Origin of the sequence: Phaeobacter inhibens DSM 16374 (genome assembly GCF_000473105.1) — a bacterium.
In the GTDB taxonomy this organism is placed as follows: Bacteria; Pseudomonadota; Alphaproteobacteria; order Rhodobacterales; family Rhodobacteraceae; genus Phaeobacter; species Phaeobacter inhibens.
Map to the genome: position 1 here is coordinate 201,664 of NZ_KI421498.1, position 16,340 is coordinate 218,003.

At 59.0% G+C, this 16,340-nt stretch carries 11 protein-coding genes; 6 read left to right on the forward strand and 5 right to left on the reverse strand.

What is annotated here, in order from left to right:
* The first annotated feature begins 10 nt into the window (after nt 1–10).
* Both INHI_RS0104580 and INHI_RS0104585 read left to right on the forward strand, forming a co-directional pair.
* On the forward strand, nt 11–1,171 hold the full coding sequence (locus INHI_RS0104580; protein WP_027246881.1) for an acyl-CoA dehydrogenase family protein: 1,161 nt from the start codon (nt 11–13) through the stop codon (nt 1,169–1,171).
* Nucleotide 1,172: 1 nt separating this feature from the next.
* Complete coding sequence (locus INHI_RS0104585) at nt 1,173–2,789, forward strand: AMP-binding protein (RefSeq protein ID WP_027246882.1); 1,617 nt, start codon at nt 1,173–1,175, stop codon at nt 2,787–2,789.
* A gap of 32 nt (nt 2,790–2,821) precedes the next feature.
* Here the strand turns inward: INHI_RS0104585 and INHI_RS0104590 are convergent, their stop codons facing one another.
* Together INHI_RS0104590 and INHI_RS0104595 are read right to left on the reverse strand one after the other, a co-directional pair.
* Nucleotides 2,822–3,943, reverse strand: a complete 1,122-nt coding sequence (locus INHI_RS0104590) for a glycosyltransferase family 2 protein (RefSeq protein ID WP_027246883.1) — start codon at nt 3,941–3,943, stop codon at nt 2,822–2,824.
* Between the two features lie 3 nt (nt 3,944–3,946).
* Nucleotides 3,947–7,267 (reverse strand): glycosyltransferase family 2 protein, encoded by a 3,321-nt coding sequence (locus INHI_RS0104595; protein ID WP_027246884.1) that lies wholly within the window; start codon nt 7,265–7,267, stop codon nt 3,947–3,949.
* A 342-nt stretch (nt 7,268–7,609) separates the two neighbouring features.
* Between INHI_RS0104595 and INHI_RS0104600 the strand changes: the two genes are divergently transcribed.
* Nucleotides 7,610–8,392, forward strand: a complete 783-nt coding sequence (locus INHI_RS0104600; RefSeq protein ID WP_014880632.1) for a hypothetical protein — start codon at nt 7,610–7,612, stop codon at nt 8,390–8,392.
* 143 nt (nt 8,393–8,535) lie between these two features.
* On the opposite strand, the gene INHI_RS0104605 is transcribed toward INHI_RS0104600, so the two are convergent.
* Nucleotides 8,536–9,327: a DeoR/GlpR family DNA-binding transcription regulator gene (locus INHI_RS0104605; protein ID WP_027246885.1), complete on the reverse strand. Its 792-nt coding sequence runs from the start codon at nt 9,325–9,327 to the stop codon at nt 8,536–8,538.
* 148 nt (nt 9,328–9,475) lie between these two features.
* Between INHI_RS0104605 and INHI_RS0104610 the strand changes: the two genes are divergently transcribed.
* The 3 genes from INHI_RS0104610 (at nt 9,476) to INHI_RS21180 (ending at nt 13,521) form a co-directional block, all read left to right on the forward strand.
* A complete protein-coding gene (locus INHI_RS0104610; RefSeq protein WP_027246886.1) occupies nt 9,476–11,899 on the forward strand; it encodes a GcvT family protein in 2,424 nt (807 codons plus the stop codon).
* Between the two features lie 11 nt (nt 11,900–11,910).
* Entirely contained in the window at nt 11,911–12,843 is a 933-nt protein-coding gene (locus INHI_RS0104615) for a choline kinase family protein (protein ID WP_254656846.1), read from the forward strand.
* 537 nt (nt 12,844–13,380) lie between these two features.
* Nucleotides 13,381–13,521, forward strand: coding sequence for an HAD family hydrolase (locus INHI_RS21180; RefSeq protein WP_014875237.1), 141 nt, complete (start codon nt 13,381–13,383; stop codon nt 13,519–13,521).
* 148 nt (nt 13,522–13,669) lie between these two features.
* On the opposite strand, the gene INHI_RS0104625 is transcribed toward INHI_RS21180, so the two are convergent.
* The gene (locus tag INHI_RS0104625) at nt 13,670–14,815 is read right to left on the reverse strand and encodes an iron-containing alcohol dehydrogenase (protein ID WP_027246888.1); all 1,146 of its coding nucleotides are present in this window, start codon (nt 14,813–14,815) and stop codon (nt 13,670–13,672) included.
* A gap of 93 nt (nt 14,816–14,908) precedes the next feature.
* Nucleotides 14,909–16,291 carry an aldehyde dehydrogenase family protein gene (locus tag INHI_RS0104630; RefSeq protein WP_027246365.1) on the reverse strand — a complete coding sequence of 461 codons (1,383 nt, stop codon included), beginning with the start codon at nt 16,289–16,291 and terminating at the stop codon, nt 14,909–14,911.
* Between the last annotated feature and the right edge of the window lie 49 nt (nt 16,292–16,340).

Here is a 16,340-nt window from a genome sequence, read left to right on the forward strand (position 1 = left end):
GAGGAGCGATATGGCGGATAAGACATTTCTGAGCTGGCCGTTTTTTGAAGACCGCCACCGCGCACTGGCGGCGGATCTGGACAGGTGGGCAGAGGATGCGCTGGCGCATATTGATCACAGTGATACCGATGCTGCCTGCCGCGGGCTGGTGTCGGCCCTGGGGGCTGCGGGCTGGACGCAGCATTCCGGCGCCATGGCCGGGGAGGTGCTGGACGTGCGCACGCTGTGCCTGATCCGTGAGACCTTGGCCCGGCACGATGGTCTGGCAGATTTTGCCTTTGCGATGCAGGGGTTGGGAACAGGGGCGATTTCTCTCTTTGGCACGGAGGCCCAACAGGCAGAATGGCTGCCGCTCACACGCAGCGGCAAGGCGATTTCTGCCTTTGCGCTGACCGAACCGCAATCAGGATCCGATGTGGCCAATTCCACCATGACCGCGGTGCGGGATGGGGAACACTATGTTCTGAACGGCGAGAAGACCTGGATCTCCAACGGCGGGATTGCTGACGTCTATACGTTGTTTGCCCGTAGCGGCGAGGGGCCGGGGGCCAAGGGGCTCTCGGCCTTTGTCGTGCCTGCGGGGCTGCCGGGGTTTGAGGTGGTGGAGCGTCTGGAGACGCTGGCACCGCACCCGCTTGCGACCCTGCGGTTCAGCGATTGCCGTATCCCGCGCAGCGCGTTGCTGGGGGCGCCGGGCGCGGGCTTCAAGATTGCGATGTCGGTGCTGGATGTGTTTCGCTCCACTGTGGCGGCGGCAGCATTGGGGTTTGCGCGCCGGGCCCTGGATGAGGCGCTGGCACGCGTAACAAGCCGTCATGTGCAGGGGGCGCGGCTGGCGGATCTGCAGATGGTGCAGGGGCATATCGCGGATATGGCGCTGGATGTGGATGCAAGTGCCCTGCTGGTCTATCGCGCGGCCTGGGCCAAGGACAGTGGCGCCGCGCGCATCACCCGGGAGGCCGCGATGGCGAAGTTGTTCTCTACCGATCAGGCGCAGAAAATCATCGACAAGGCGGTTCAGTTGCATGGCGGTGACGGGGTGCGGCAGGGTCAGAAGGTCGAGGAACTCTACCGCGATATCAGAGCGTTGCGGATCTACGAAGGCGCATCTGACGTCCAACGTGTGGTGATTGCCCGTCAGGCGATTTCCACGTTTCAGAAGGGAAGCTGAGATGCTGGGACCAAGCGCACATACCGACACATTCACCCGCGACAACCTGCCGCCGGTGGATCAGTGGCCGGAGTTCCTGACCGACGGATATGACTATCCTGAGCGATTGAATGCGGCAGTCGAATTGACCGATGCCATGGTCGCCAAAGGGTTCGGGGATCATACGGCGCTGATCGGCAACGGGCGGCGGCGGACCTATAAGGAACTGACCGATTGGACCAACCGGCTGGCCCATGTTCTGGTGGAGGATCTGGGGGTGCAGCCCGGCAACCGGATCCTGATCCGCTCTGCCAACAATCCGGCGATGGTGGCCTGCTGGCTGGCGGCGACCAAGGCAGGCGCTGTGGTGGTGAACACCATGCCGATGCTGCGGGCAGGCGAGCTGGCGAAGATCATCGACAAGGCAGAGATCAGCCATGCGCTGTGTGATACCCGGCTGATGGAGGAGCTGGTTGCCTGTGCCAAAACCTCGGCGCATCTGAAGTCCGTCGTCGGGTTCGATGGCACCTCCAACCATGATGCGGAACTGGATCGGTTGGCGCTGGAAAAACCGGTGCGGTTTGAGGCGGTGGCGACGGGCCGCGATGATGTGGCCCTTCTGGGGTTCACCTCAGGCACCACGGGGTCACCGAAAGCGACGGTGCATTTTCACCGCGATCTTTTGATGATTGCCGATGGTTATGCAGCCGAGGTGCTACAGGTCACGCCTGAGGATATCTTTGTCGGCTCGCCGCCGCTGGCGTTTACGTTTGGACTGGGCGGTCTGGCAATTTTTCCGCTGCGGTTTGGGGCGGCGGCGACCTTGCTGGAAAATGCCTCGCCGCCGAATCTTATTGAGATCATCGAGACATACAAGGCAACGGTCTGTTTTACCGCGCCGACCGCCTATCGGGTGATGCTGCGCGCGATGGAGGAGGGGGCAGATCTGTCATCGCTCAGGGCGGCAGTGTCCGCCGGGGAAACCCTGCCAGCGCCGGTTTATGACGAATGGATAGCCCAGACTGGCAAGCCGATGTTGGATGGGATGGGGGCGACGGAGATGCTGCATATCTTCATCTCCAACCGGTTTGACGACCACCGCCCCGCCTGCACCGGCAAACCTGTGAAGGGCTACCGGGTGCGGGTTCTGGACAGTGATGGCAATGAAGCCCCGCGCGGAGAGGTTGGCCGACTGGCAGTGAAGGGGCCGACCGGGTGCCGCTACCTCGCGGATGCGCGGCAGGGTGAGTACGTCAAGGATGGCTGGAACATCACCGGCGACAGTTTCGTGATGGACGTTGATGGCTATCTGCACTTTGCTGCACGCAACGATGATATGATCGTCTCTGCCGGGTATAACATAGCCGGTCCGGAGGTTGAGGCGGCGTTGCTGTCCCATGACCTGGTGACGGAATGTGCCGTGATCGGCGCCAGCGATGATGCGCGGGGCGAGATCGTGCAGGCCCATGTTGTGCTGGCCGAGGGGGCGCAGGCGTCGGAGGTCCTGACCAGGGCGCTGCAGGATCACGTCAAGGCAGCCATTGCACCCTATAAATACCCCCGCGATATCGTCTACACTGACGCCCTCCCGAAGACCGAGACCGGAAAGATTCAGCGGTTCCGCCTGAAATCGACATAAGAGGCAGCGGGTGCCAGTCTCTGGTCCTGATGCTAGAGCACTGGTACTTGTGCCAGCCGATCCATCAGGTCGGCAGAAATTGCGTCGGGGCCGTCGTTGAACTGCGCGCGGGAGGCAAAGTTCAGGTGCCGTGAGAGAAGCGTCAGCTTGGGTGATGTGATCTCATCGTAGAACCTCTTCATATCATCACGCGCCATCAGCTCTGTGATCTTGCTGTGATGGGCGGTGACGGCCGCCTCATGCAGTGCTTTGATGCCTTTGAGACGTTTGAGCCGGGTCAGTTCCTTTTTTGTGGCAGTAAGGCGGCGTTGAATGGAAAAGTCCTGCTCCATATTGAAGTTCATCCGCATCCAATAGGCCAACCCCTGATCACGTTCCACGTGGTTCACGCGGCCACGGTCCCGTTTGACGAGGAAGCTTTCGGTGCTGCGTACAGCGTAGTGGTTGAGAGTGACCATGTCATAACCATGGTCGCGAATGCCAAAACGCCAGCCCTGATCTGCCATATCCTCAGGCACCGGTCGGCCGGTGCCCGCAACCCAGTTTGGCATACCTGCAATGCGCCGTTTCAGCGGACGGTGGACACCGATGCGGTCATAGCTTCCCGCCACATGATCACCAGCTGTTTTGAACAGGGTCTTGATGCCCCAGGCCTGGATCGGGGCAGGGCAGTATTTCGGTGCGCAGTAGCTGTGCCGTTGCGTTAGCAATACGTCGTCGTAGCTGTTTCGGAAGCTGTTGCCGAACAGGCGCCACTGCATCGAGATCATGTCAGGACCATTGGTAGCGGCAAAGAGGCTGTCGAGATCCCCATCCCCAACGTGGATATTCACGAATTCATCAACGTCGGAGACCAGAACCCACTCCGCCTGCTGGACCAGATCGAGGCTCTCGGCGAATTTGAGTGCGCCCTTTTGCGGATTATAGCCGCTGCCCATCTCCTGATAGGGGTTGTCCATCCTGGTAACATAGCCGCGCTCTGCCAGCCCATCCAGCAGTTCAACCGTGCCGTCGTCGCAATCGTTGGTGAAGACCAGCATATGATCGAATCCGATAGCGCGGTGGTGGGCCACCCATTCCAGAATGAAGGGACCTTCGTTCTTCATACAGGTGATGATCAGGCGCTTTGCCTTGGCAGTTGGGGCGGCGGTCATGGCTTATCCTTCCGCTTTGGCAAGGTCGGCACGGAGGCGGTCAAGAGAATTGCGGATGTTCTTGGCATCGCGTTTTTTCAACGTGTATTCGCAGACCTGAATGGCGAGCTTTGGGTGGTTTTTCTCCTCAGCCTTCATCAGCAGATCATGCTGGAATCGGGGAAGATCACGACGGGCGCGCAGCAATTGGTAGAACCGCTGGGCGGTAAGGCGGCCCTCAAAAATCTCGCTCAGTATCGGTTTTAGAATGCCCATGTTGACCAGCGCCTGCGGCAGCTGATGGCCGAAAAATGGCATTCTCAACTTGCGGATATTGTCACCTTTCAGGCGGTCGACCTGCTGCACATCCGGTTCGAAGTAGGGGTCATATAGGACCACCATATCATCGGCGAGATGGGTCGCCTCTGCGGCGTCCGCGTAGCGATCATCCCAGTCCAGTCGCGCGGTCCAGCCCCAGCGATCATCATCGGGCAGAAGGCGGCGGTCCAGCGTGGTTTGCGGCGCGATGGCAAATACCTTGGCCCCGGGCGCGCATTGTGAATAGGTCAGTGCGCCATATGCCCCCATGGAGGCGCCGTAAAACAGGACCTCATCGAATTGATCAAAGAAACCACTGTCGCGCAGGTGGTCAAAGCTATCATGAACAAAGGGGCTCCGGAACCAGTTGCGCTTGGAGCCGATCACACCGAGGACCGAACAGCCCAGCGTCTGCGATAGCAGTTTGTAGCCCCAGGGCCATCGCTGACCCTCTTTTTGCTGAACCACATGGATATTGTCGAAGGTGACCACAAGCCGCTTGCCAAAAGGTTCGAAGAACAGCGCGTTTTCATCACTCTCCCAGAAAAAACCGGCTCGCTGAGCAGCATGAGCCCGCATGTCGGTGAACCTCGGGTCACCAGCAGCGGGTGCCGTGGTGTCTGGAGCCTTGGGAAGCCAGATTGGCGCATGATCAAGCCTATGCTGATCGCTGGGGTTGGGTGCAACGGGTGCAACCTTGACCACACGGGCCGCGGTGGGCTTCTGTGGCGTGGCAGCGGGCGCCACCCGAGGCGTTTGCTGCATTTTCTGGGCCAGATCCGAGACATCCATCGACACGCCCAGCTCCGCTTCGCGGCTGCGCAGATCCGCAACACGGATCTTGCCTTGCACCATCTCCTTCAGCAGCTGTATCTTCGCCTCAATCTGGTCGGGAGAGAGCAGCAGCGCTTCAGGTTCGGGGATATGGACATCCGCCGGGGTTCCGGCCTCAGGCTGATCTTCCAGCTTGGTGAGATAGATCGCATCCGGGCGCGCGACTTCGGTCAGGTTCTCGTAAAGTGCCGCGTATTCCGGTCTTGATTTCAGGTCAGCGATCTTGGCCTTGTGCCATTGAACCGCTTCTGCATGCAGGCTTGCCAGCTTGACGTCGGCCATCAGCGTGTCCAACTCGGCGCGCATCATCGGCGCGCGGTTGTGCATGCGTGCGTCGGTTTCGGAGGCGTAGTTGCGCCGGGCCCAGTAGTCGATACCCTGATCTTGTTCCGTATGGTTGATCCGGCCTCGGTCCCGTTTCACCAAAAAACTGTCGGCGGAGCGCAATACGTAGTGGTTAAGCGTCGCCATGCGATACCCAAGTGACCGCTTGGTTGAACGCCAGCCATTGTTGGTCAGCAACATCTCCGGCATGACACGCCCAGAGCCGTTGACCCAGCGCACCTGCGAGATGTTTTCTTCGTCGTCGATTTTCAACGGACGGTGGACGCCGATCTTTGTGTAAGGTGCAGACTTATGCAGCATGCTTTTGAATCCCCAACCCAGTCGTGGCTTGGGAATGAACTCTGGAGCGCAGGCAGTGAACTGTTCGGTGATCGGGCGGTCTTCATAGTCGGCAACGCCACCATTGCCGAAAAATTTCCAGGTGAAGGAGATGACATTGGGGTCGCCAGCCGCTTTGAACAGGTCAGCAAAACGCCCATCGCCGACATGGATATTCACAAATTCATCGACATCAATGGTCAGAACCCAATCCGCAGCCTGGTACACGGGTTGCTGCATCGCGTCAGCCAGCGCCACATGCTGAGGCTTTTTGCCGGAGGTCGGATCCCAAGGGTTGGCGACGCGGGTGACCAGACCCAGCTCTGCCAAGCGATCCAGGATCTCATTCGTGTTATCGCTGCAATCGTTGGTGTAGACGAGGAAATGCTTGGCCCCGATCGCCTTGTGATAGGCGATCCACTCCAGAATGAAGGGCGCCTCGTTCTTCATTGAGGTCAGGATCAGGATATTGTCGTTTGAAATCGGCTCTGGCAGCGGTGACAGCCGGTCGCCAATAGTCTCGATGCGCAGCTCAAGGTTATCAATCGCGCGTTGGTAATGCGGGCTTTGTACCAGTTGGTCCAGCGGCATCGTGAGACGCGGGTGCTGGCGGGGCTCAGCGGCAGGGGGGGAGACTGTGGCCGCCGGGGAGGAGGCTTTGGCTCTTGCTGCCAGCTCGGCCTGCGTCGGTTTTCCCTCTGGTGGGCGGTCGGGGATCGGGGCTGCAGCGGCATCAATGTCGTGACGGATCAACGCGCGGCCAAGATAGCTCTCCGGGTGGGGAATGCCGCCTTCATGGGTGATCAGGCGGCGGCTCAGTCGACGGTTCCAGAGATGCACACCGTAGCAGCCATCATTGATCTTCTTCTCGACGATATAGCCCGGCGATAGCAGGTTGCGGCGCTCCTTGAACGAAATCTGGAAAAAGGCCATCTGTGGCTTCACATGCGCCATCTCGCCAGTTTCATTGAGGAAATGCGTCAGCGCTGAGGGACCCCAGACGCCCCATTTCAGCTCGGATACATGCACCGGATTGCCGGCTGCATGTGCGGCTTCAAGCTGTGCCCGTTCTTCCCCCTTTGCCCAGGGCGGGATCGGGTATTCGTTTTCGCAAAAGGCATTGAGCCGCTGCAGCGTCCGGGAGAACCGGGGCAGGCCGAGGACGGCATTGCAGACCAGACGCCCGGTTTTTTCCCAACCAAAAACCCATTGATCCTGAAAATCCCACGGCTTCACGCAGAGAACATCAGCGTCCACCCAAATGACATTCTGCATCGAGATCATCTTGTAGCGAAAGGCATCGGCATGAACGGCTGGGGAACCAGACACCTTGTGACGGATGAAGTCTGACGCCGGAAAAATTCGGTTCGCGTCCATCAGTTCAACACCGGGTGGGCAATTGTCTACGGTTTCATAGGTGTAAAGAAGGGTGCGATGTCCGTGATCCGCAAATGATTTCAGACAGGTTTGCTCAAGATAGCTTAGATTTCCCCCAATCCAGAGGGAGGCGATTACCGGGAGGTCAGACATTATATTCCGCACTGCTTCGTTGTTTTATGGAAAAGGCCAAGAGGGCGATAGTTGGGTCGCTTGGAAATCGCATCTTTCGCGGGGCGAAATTGACGAATTGCAAAGTCGAGCCTGAAAAACTGCTCCCTGTCCAGCAGTGCCTCGTCCGACACTCATCCTCATTACCACAAGGGGGGCTCCATGGGTATGTCGACACCAGTCTCTCAGCGTTGAGGTGGCTCGTGCGTATTCATACCTGCTTTATCAACCTCTTGGGCCGGTTGTCCGCCTGCCTGTGATCATTGCCCGAGGTCACCCCGCATGTCATAAGCGGACGATACCCTACCTTCTGAGCGCGTTCAAATGATTGTAAGCCACAAGCACAACTTTGTTTACGTGAAGCCGGGGAAGACTGCTGGCAGCTCAATCGAACTCGCGATCAGCCGATATTGCGGCCCGCAGGATATGATCACCAAATTGCGCCCGCGTGAGGAAACCCAGCGGGTGGATTGCGTCGCGCGGGTCGAAAATCCGCGATTTGTGAATATCAATTCCGGCGAAATGATCGAGCTGCAAAACCACTCCAGATATTGTGATGCGCTGCGCATCTACGGTGAGGATATCGTGGATTACGATGTGGTCTGCACCGAGCGTAACCCTTGGGAGAAGGCGGTTTCCTCCTTTTTCTGGAAGGGTAACCGGCGCCCGGAGCGCCCGGTAGCACCGCGGTTCAAAAGGTTCGTCAGCGATGGCCGCTGGCCGCAGGATTTTGATGTCTATTCGCTAAATGGTGTCTGCGTTGCGGATCACATCATTCGGGTCGAGCGCCTGAAGGATGACTACCGTGACTTTTTGACGTTCCTCGGAATTCCAGTGGAGGGAGACATTGTGTTTCCATCATCCAAGGGCTTCCAGCGCCCGAAGGAGGCGACGCGAGAAGCGATGTACACGCGCCCCTGGGTGGTGCGAACTGTGTTTGAGCATACCGAACAGCTGCGCGCAGTACTGCCTTACCGTTTTGAAGACCGCTCCGCGCCCGATATCCGGCTGCACGAGGATCGCAGGGCGGCGCGCTACAAGTTTCTCGAGGAGAATGACTGCGGTCCTGTCTACTGGGAGCCGGTTCAGGCATCTGCCTCGGTTTAGGGCGGGTTTTGCAATCCCAGACAACGGGTGCTGCTTGAGCGTGTGTGACACCTTTCCGTCGTGAGCGGACGAAGAGGTTGGGGCAGCGGCAGAGTGGTATTGGGTATCGCAGATTGTGACGGCATCGGGTCTGCGGCGCATTTTCAGCTGCGGCTGCCACTCCCTGCAGTGGTAGATCCATCTGCGATCAGCAATTCTGCCTTTCCGGGGAGGGCGCGGTAGGCGGGCGGGGGGCGACGGTCGGTGACTATAAGGTCATGCGCTGCGAGTTCGGGCAGGCGCAGTGCGGGGGTGTTGTCGGCATCACTGAATTTCGTTGAGTCAACGGCCATGAACGTTCGCTCGGCAATGTCAGTCATTGCAAGTGCCATGTCCGCCTCGCACTGATCATACACCATGAAGCCTCTCACGGGGTGAACCAGAGAGGCGGAAAGCACAGCAGTCTGCACTGACACACCGGCAATCACGTCGTAGGCGGCCCTGTCGAAAGCAGCGCCGTCGTGATTGCGCAGTTGCGTGCCGGCCATGAAGACCCGGTTTCCCTCTTCCATCGACAGCGTAGCAGCGATGAAAGCTGAGTTGGTCACCACCGTGAGGTTCTTACGCCCGCGCAGGGCTTGGGCAACGAATCCGGAAGTAGAGCCAGTATCAATGGCGATAGCGGAGCCGTCAGGGATCCATTGAGCAACAGCATTGGCAATCGCCACCTTGGCCGCGCGGTTCTGCGACATCCGGGCGATGAAGGGGGGATCCAGTACGTTCTGGGTGCTGACCAATGCGCCATGCACTTTGGACAGGCGTCCGTCTTCGACCATCGGCTTTACGATTCGCCGGACGGTTTGATCCGAAACCTGGAGAATTCGGGCCAGATCCAAGACGGAAACACGCCCATGCAAGTTCACGGTGTTGAGGATGTCTTGCTCATATTTCGACATTTTTGACGCTTTTACGTTGTTGGGTGGAGGTTATGGGCAGCGTTGCCCACAATCAACCGACAAATTTCAACGAAATATGACAATTGTGTTGATTTGTGTTGATTTGGTGAGTTTGATGTCTCCAACTGTTTTTAACCAGGAAAACGCTATGATCACTCATTCAGCCAAGCATCTCATTATTGGTGGCGGCATCATCGGATGTTCCATCGCCTATCATCTGGCCCGCGCGGGCGAAAAAGATGTGGTTCTGTTGGAAAAGGCATCGCTGACTGAAGGCGCGACCTGGCACGCGGCGGGTCTCGTCGGGCAGTTGCGCTCATCGCGCAACACGACGCGGATGCTGAAACGCTCAGTGGCGCTTTATGACCGGCTTGCGGATGAAACCGGAATGGAATTCGACTGGAAGAAAGTAGGCAGCCTGCGTCTTGCGGCAACCAGAGAGCGCCTGTTGGAGGCCAAGCGGCTGGCGACAATGGCGCGCAGCTTTGATCTGGAAATGGAGATCATTACGGCAGCGGAGGCAAAGGAGTTATTCCCTTATATCGATGCGAAAGACCTCGAAGGGGCGGCATTCATTCCATCAGACGGTCATGTGGATCCTGCCAGTCTCTGCCAGGCGATTGCGGCAGGAGCCCGCATGCACGGGGCAAAGATCTGCCAGGGCGTCAAGGTTGAAGACTTCGAAGTGCACGGCGGACGCATTACCAAAGTGATGACATCCCATGGAGACTACGAAGCGGAAACCGTTGTTCTAGCTACCGGAATGTGGAGCCGGGAGCTGGCAGCAAAACTGGGTGTGGTGGTGCCTGCCTGTGCGGTCGAGCATCAGTATATCGTGACCGAACCGCTTCCGCAGCCAGAGCTAGTCAAAGGGCTTCCGACGCTGCGCGATCCGGAGCGGTTGGTGTACTACAAACCCGACGCAGGCGGTCGGCTGGTGATCGGCGGTTACGAAGAGGGCACCTTGCCGTTTGGTGACAGGGGCATCCCGGGTGAATTCGTGCGCCAGCTGCTGCCGGACAATCTGGACAGGTTCGCGCCGTTGGCTGAGCTGGCAGGTCAGGTCACCCCGGTGGTCAATGAGGTTGGAATTCGTCAGGTTATCAATGGTCCTATTCCCTATTCCGCAGATGGTGATTTCGTCATGGGCTGGGCCCCTGAACTGAGGAACTTGATGCTGTCGACCGGCTTCCTTTACGGTATCGCCGCTGGTGGCGGTGCTGGGGAGATGATTGCAGAATGGATTTTGGAAGGCCGCCCGAGTTTGGATCTGTGGCCGCTGGATGTGCGCCGTTTCAGCCCGCATCATGCGACCCGTGCTTTCATGTATCCGCGCGCGGTGGAGCACTACGCGCATCACTACAAGATGCGCTATCCCGGTCAGGAGGCGGAAACCGCGAGAAACCTTAGATTGTCGCCGCTACATGACCGCCTTAAGCAGCATGGCGCGGTGTTCGGGTCAAAGAATGGCTGGGAACGCCCACTGTGGTTCGCGCCCGAGGGGGTTGAGCCGGTAGACCAGCTGGACTTTCTGAACCCGGGTTGGAAGGTCTTTGCGGAGCAGGAGCATAGCGCCGTACGGAACGGTGTTGTCCTGATCGACCAGTCGAGCTTTTCGAAGTTCGAACTGATCGGCCCCGGGGCCTTGGCCGCTATCCAGAACCTCGCGGTGTCGAACATGGACAAGCCGGACGGTGCGGTCATCTATACACAGCTCTGCAACATGCAGGGCGGAACCGAGGCTGACATTACCGTAACGCGTCTGGGGCGCGATCATTTCTACATCGTGACCGGCGCTGGGTTTGGCGTCCATGATGCGGACTGGATTCGGCGCCACCTGCCTGAGGATGGGTCGGCGCAGCTGATTGAGATGACTTCGGCCCGTGCGGTAATAAATCTATGTGGGCCTAAGTCGCGCGAGGTGTTGCAGGCTGTTTCGGAAGAAGATGTCTCTAACAGGGCCTTTCCCTTTGCGACCGCGCAGGACATCACTCTGGGGGCTGCCACCGTGCGTGCTGCGCGGATCGGGTATACTGGCGAACTGGGATGGGAGCTCCATGTCCCTACAGAGTTTGCGCTGCATGTCTACGACCTTCTGTGGCAGGCAGGTCAAGAGCACGGTATCCGTGACATCGGCTATCGGGCGATCGAGTCGCTTCGACTTGAAAAAGGGTACGTGTATTGGAGCGCCGATATCACACCTGATTATTCCCCTGTCGAGGCAGGTCTTGCGGGTCGCGTGCATCTGAAGTCGAAGGAAGATTTTCTGGGCCGAGCGATCCTCGACCGGCAGAAAAGGGAGGGCACTAGCCAGCAACTCTGTACGTTTACGGTGGATGAGCGGCTGCCGATGACAGGTGGGGAGACCATCTTGCACAAAGGGACAGCAGTGTCCTTGGCTTCGAGTGGTGGCTACGGGCCGACTGCAGAAAAGACGATCGTTTATGGCTATCTTCCGACGGCGTTGGTTGGAGAACGGGATTTTGAACTGGAACTGTTTGGCAGACGTCAGGCGCTGCGCCAGGTGGACGGACCACTGTATGACCCGACCAATGATCGCCTGAAAGCCTGAGTGAGGAGGCCATGAATATGGAATATGTCACGCAAATTACTGCCGCATTGCAAAATCTGGAGGGATTCGAAGGCCTTAACGCCCAGAAACTCGAGGTTCAGCGCCTGGGAGGTTTGACCAATCTTGTCTATCGTGTGGAATGCGGCCCGCAGATTGTGATCGTGCGTATTCCGGGGGAAGGAACGGAAGAATACATTGATCGTTCCGTGGAGATTCATAATGCTGAGGTGGCTGCGGACGCCGGTGTCGGGCCATTGGTCTTATGGGCGGATCCTGAAACCGGGGTGATGATCAGCCAGTGCGTTCCAAATATCGCGACCATGACCCCGGAACTGTTTGCAACGCGCCGGGAGGCCCCGGCCCGGGCAGGGCGGGCGCTGCGAAGGCTGCATGACGCGCCTGCGCCTTTCAAATTTCGATTTGAGCTGTTCGCAATGATCAACGGTTACATGAAGATCCTTGCGACAAAGGATGCGAGCCTCCCTGAAGGTTACGCAGAGGTTGTTGCTGAAGCCGCTCCCATCAGGGAGCTGTTGAGGAATAAGCCCGGCACGCTGGTGCCCAGCCATTGCGACCCGCTCTGTGAGAATTTTCTGGATGACGGGCGGCGGATGTGGATTGTTGATTTCGAATACTCAGGCATGAATGATGCACTTTGGGATTTGGGTGATCTGTCAGTCGAAGCGTGCATGACCACAGTCCAGGAGCAGGAAATGCTGACGGCCTATTTTGGCGCACCGCCGAGTGCAGCACAATACGGGCGGATGGTCATCTATAAGGCGATGTGTGATTTGCTCTGGACGCTCTGGGGGCTGATCCAGAACGCCGACGGGAATCCAGCGGAGGATTTTTGGGCCTATGCCACACGTCGCTTCGACCGTTGCAAGGCCTTGATGCTGGGGCCCTCATTTGCCGAACATTTGGCGGCTGTTGCTGCTGAATAGTGGTATCGTTTCTGCCTGACACTTGCGGGCGGTGTTCCGCGCTGTACACGGGATTACTTGGGGGGAGCGTGTGATTGTCTTCGACTTCGACGGTGTGATTGCGGACTCGCTTAGAATGTGCGTGACAGCATGCGGTCGTGCTGCAAGGCGGCAGGGCTGCGAGCAGTCGCTCGCGGAAAATCCCTTTGCCAGTCTGAAACAGGTTAGTTTTGAAGGCTTGGCTATGAAACTGGGCTCCAGTCCCTGGCCTTTGCAGCGGATGCTTGTCGGTGTCTTGCTGATTGTGATGAGGTCGCACCGGTTTTTGAGAGTGTTCCCCAAACCTTGCAACGCGTCGCATCATTCAGTCCGATCATTATTCTGTCAGCCTCTGCACGGAGCAGCATAGAGCCCTTCCATTACTTCCACGGATGCGCAGCCCATGTCTCAGCGATACTCTCGCGGGATACAGCGGGTGGAAAGAGTGAGAAACTGAAAATCCTGCAGAACAAGGCGACGAGCCCAGTCTGTTGCATCGTAGGAGATGGTATCAGCGACATGGAGGCCGCAAAACTGGCGAATATTCCAGCAACTGGTGTGGCCTGGGGGTGGCAGGCACCGGATCTGTTGCGTCACGCCGGTGCGTATTTTATTGCCGATACTCCTGCAGATATCATCCAGATCCTGAACTCTCTCTGATCAATATTCCGATCCGGATTAACGCGCCTATGCGGAATGGCGCCAGGATCTTGGTTCATTTGCCGGTTTTCTCTGCAGGCGCTTTGATCTGCTTCGCAATGATATAGCGCCTCCTGCGGATAGCCCTGCTGGAGGCGTTAGAGATAACCTAGAGGGTATTCATAAACAGCTGGGTTAGGTTTGCTTGGTCCAGGACGACCGGGTTTCCGCCGCAGGAAGGGTCGATGAGGGCGCCTTTGACGAGTTCTGGAATGGCGGCTTCGGTGACGCCCAGTTCGGACAATCCGCGTGGGATGCCGAGGCTGTCGTTCAGCTCCTGCACATAGGCGCAGACGCCCTCAAAGCCGCCGTCGATGCCCAGATAATCTGCGGCGGTCTTGAAGCGGTCGGCGATCTCCGGTGCGTTGAAGGCCAGCACCGCGGGCATGCAGACGGCGTTGGTGGTGCCGTGGTGGGTGTTGAAGAGCGCCCCGATCGGGTGGCTCATGGCGTGGATCGCGCCCAGCCCTTTCTGGAAGGCGGTGGCGCCCATGGCGGCGGCCGACATCATCTGCGCGCGGGCCTCAATGTCGGTGCCATCAGCATAGGCGCGCGGCAGGTACTCCTTCACCAGGCGCATGCCCTCCAGCGCGATACCCTGGGACATCGGGTGGTAATGGGGCGAGGAGAACGCCTCGACACAATGCGCAAAGGCATCCAGACCGGTGCCTGCGGTGATGAACTTCGGCATGCCGACGGTCAGTTCGGGGTCGCAGATCACCACGGTGGGCAGCACCTTGGGGTGAAAGATGATCTTTTTCTGATGGGTCACGCTGTCGGTGATCACAGAGGCGCGGCCCACTTCGGAACCGGTCCCAGCCGTGGTCGGCACCGCGATGATCGGCGCGATGGCATCGGCATCGGCGCGAGTCCACCAGTCGCCGATATCCTCAAAATCCCACACCGGCCGGGTCTGGCCGCACATGAAGGCAACCATCTTGCCCAGATCCAGCCCCGAGCCGCCGCCAAAGGCAATCACCCCGTCGTGATCGCCTGCCTTATAGGCGGCAACACCGGCTTCGAGGTTTTTCTCGTTCGGGTTGGGGTCAACCTCGCAGAACATCGCCCGACCAAGGCCCGCGGCCTCCAGGATGTCGAGGGTGGACTGGGTGACCGGCAGATCGGCCAGCCCCTTGTCCGTGACCAGCAGCGGTTTTTTCATGCCCGCTGTCGCGCAGGCCTCGGCCAGTTCCCTGATCCGGCCAGCGCCAAACTTGATTGCGGTCGGATAGGACCAGTTTCCAACAAGAGTCATAGGTGTGTTCCTGTGATGAAGCCGGGGAGGGGGCGCTGCCCCCGCTTGCCCTGCGGCAAGCCCCCCGGAGTATTTCGGGAAAGATGACGGGGCTCAGCCCGTGACCTTTTTCAGGTGATAGGATTTCGGGCGGGTGAGGTTGTGATAGCCGATGACTGACAGGCCTCCCCCGCGGCCGGTGTTCTTGCAGCCGGTCCAGCACAGGCCCGGATCCAGATAATCGGCGCGGTTCATGAACACGGTGCCGGTTTCGATCTGATCGCCAACACGGGTCGCGCGCTCTACATCCCCGGTCCAGAGCGAGGCGGTGAGGCCAAATTCGCTGTCATTCATCAGGTCGATGGCTTCGGCGTCAGAGGAGACTTTCATGATGCCCACCACGGGGCCAAAGCTTTCGTCACGCATCACCCGCATGTCATGGGTCACATTGGTCAGGATCTGCGGTGTGAGATAGGCGCCCCCGTCATCTTCGGCAAAAGCCGCGATATGGGCCACAGCCCCCGCCGCAACCGCCTCGGCGATCTGGCTGCGCACCTCAGCTGCAAAGCGTACGTTCGCCATCGGGCCGATGGTGGTTTCTGCCTCCAGCGGATTGCCCAGTTTGTAGGTGTTGACGATGGCCACAGCCTTTTCGACGAAGGCGTCGTAAAGGCTCTCATGGACATAGATCCGCTCAATACCGCAGCAGCACTGGCCAGCGTTGAACATGGCGCCGTCGATCAGCGTGTCCACCGCCGCATCAAGATCGGCGTCTTCCATCACATAACCCGGATCCTTGCCGCCCAGCTCGGTGCCGACGCCGGTAAAGGTGCCTGCAGCCGCGCGCTCCATCGCCTGACCGCCACCGACGGAACCTGTGAAGTTCACGAAGTCGAAGGCGCGGTCTGCGATCAGTGCTGATGTGGTGTCATGGTCGAGGAACATATTCTGGAACACATCTGCCGGAATGCCCGCCGACTGGAAGGCCTGCGCCATGCGCTCGCCCACCAGCAGGGTCTGGGTGGCATGTTTCAGCACCACGGTATTGCCCGCAATCAGGGCAGGAGCCACGGTGTTGATGGCGGTCATATAGGGGTAGTTCCAGGGCGCCACCACCAACACCACGCCATGAGGGACATGTTTGATGTAGCGCTTGAAGGTTGCGTCTTCGCCGACCTGGATATCGGCCAGCGCCTCGGCGGCGATCTGCGCCATATGGCTGGCGCGCTCGTTGAAGCCGCCAAATTCGCCGCCATAACGCACCGGGCGCCCCATCATATGGGCCAGTTCCGGCACAATATCGTCGTTCATCGCGCCAACAGCCGCCACACCGGCCATCACCAGGTCAACCCGCTCCTGCAGGGGGCGCGCGGCCCAGGCGGCCTGGGCCGCGCGGGCTGCGGTCACGCGCTCCGCTGCGGCCTCCGGTGGCAGCGTCTCACGCTCGGCATAGACCGATCCGTCGATCGGTGAGATACATTTCAGGGTCTGGCCCATGGTCTTCCTCATGTGGTTTGACGGAGGCCACGCCCCCGTCGTCATCTTT

Excerpts from the sequence above, each read along its gene's own strand:
- INHI_RS0104600 (WP_014880632.1), top strand. The coding sequence starts at position 7,610 with ATGATTGTAAGCCACAAGCACAACTTTGTTTACGTGAAGCCGGGGAAG.
- INHI_RS0104630 (WP_027246365.1), bottom strand. The coding sequence starts at position 16,291 with ATGGGCCAGACCCTGAAATGTATCTCACCGATCGACGGATCGGTCTAT.
- INHI_RS0104625 (WP_027246888.1), bottom strand. The coding sequence starts at position 14,815 with ATGACTCTTGTTGGAAACTGGTCCTATCCGACCGCAATCAAGTTTGGC.
- INHI_RS0104605 (WP_027246885.1), bottom strand. The coding sequence starts at position 9,327 with ATGTCGAAATATGAGCAAGACATCCTCAACACCGTGAACTTGCATGGG.
- INHI_RS0104610 (WP_027246886.1), top strand. The coding sequence starts at position 9,476 with ATGATCACTCATTCAGCCAAGCATCTCATTATTGGTGGCGGCATCATC.
- INHI_RS0104590 (WP_027246883.1), bottom strand. The coding sequence starts at position 3,943 with ATGACCGCCGCCCCAACTGCCAAGGCAAAGCGCCTGATCATCACCTGT.
- INHI_RS21180 (WP_014875237.1), top strand. The coding sequence starts at position 13,381 with ATGGAGGCCGCAAAACTGGCGAATATTCCAGCAACTGGTGTGGCCTGG.
- INHI_RS0104580 (WP_027246881.1), top strand. The coding sequence starts at position 11 with ATGGCGGATAAGACATTTCTGAGCTGGCCGTTTTTTGAAGACCGCCAC.
- INHI_RS0104615 (WP_254656846.1), top strand. The coding sequence starts at position 11,911 with ATGAATATGGAATATGTCACGCAAATTACTGCCGCATTGCAAAATCTG.
- INHI_RS0104585 (WP_027246882.1), top strand. The coding sequence starts at position 1,173 with ATGCTGGGACCAAGCGCACATACCGACACATTCACCCGCGACAACCTG.
- INHI_RS0104595 (WP_027246884.1), bottom strand. The coding sequence starts at position 7,267 with ATGTCTGACCTCCCGGTAATCGCCTCCCTCTGGATTGGGGGAAATCTA.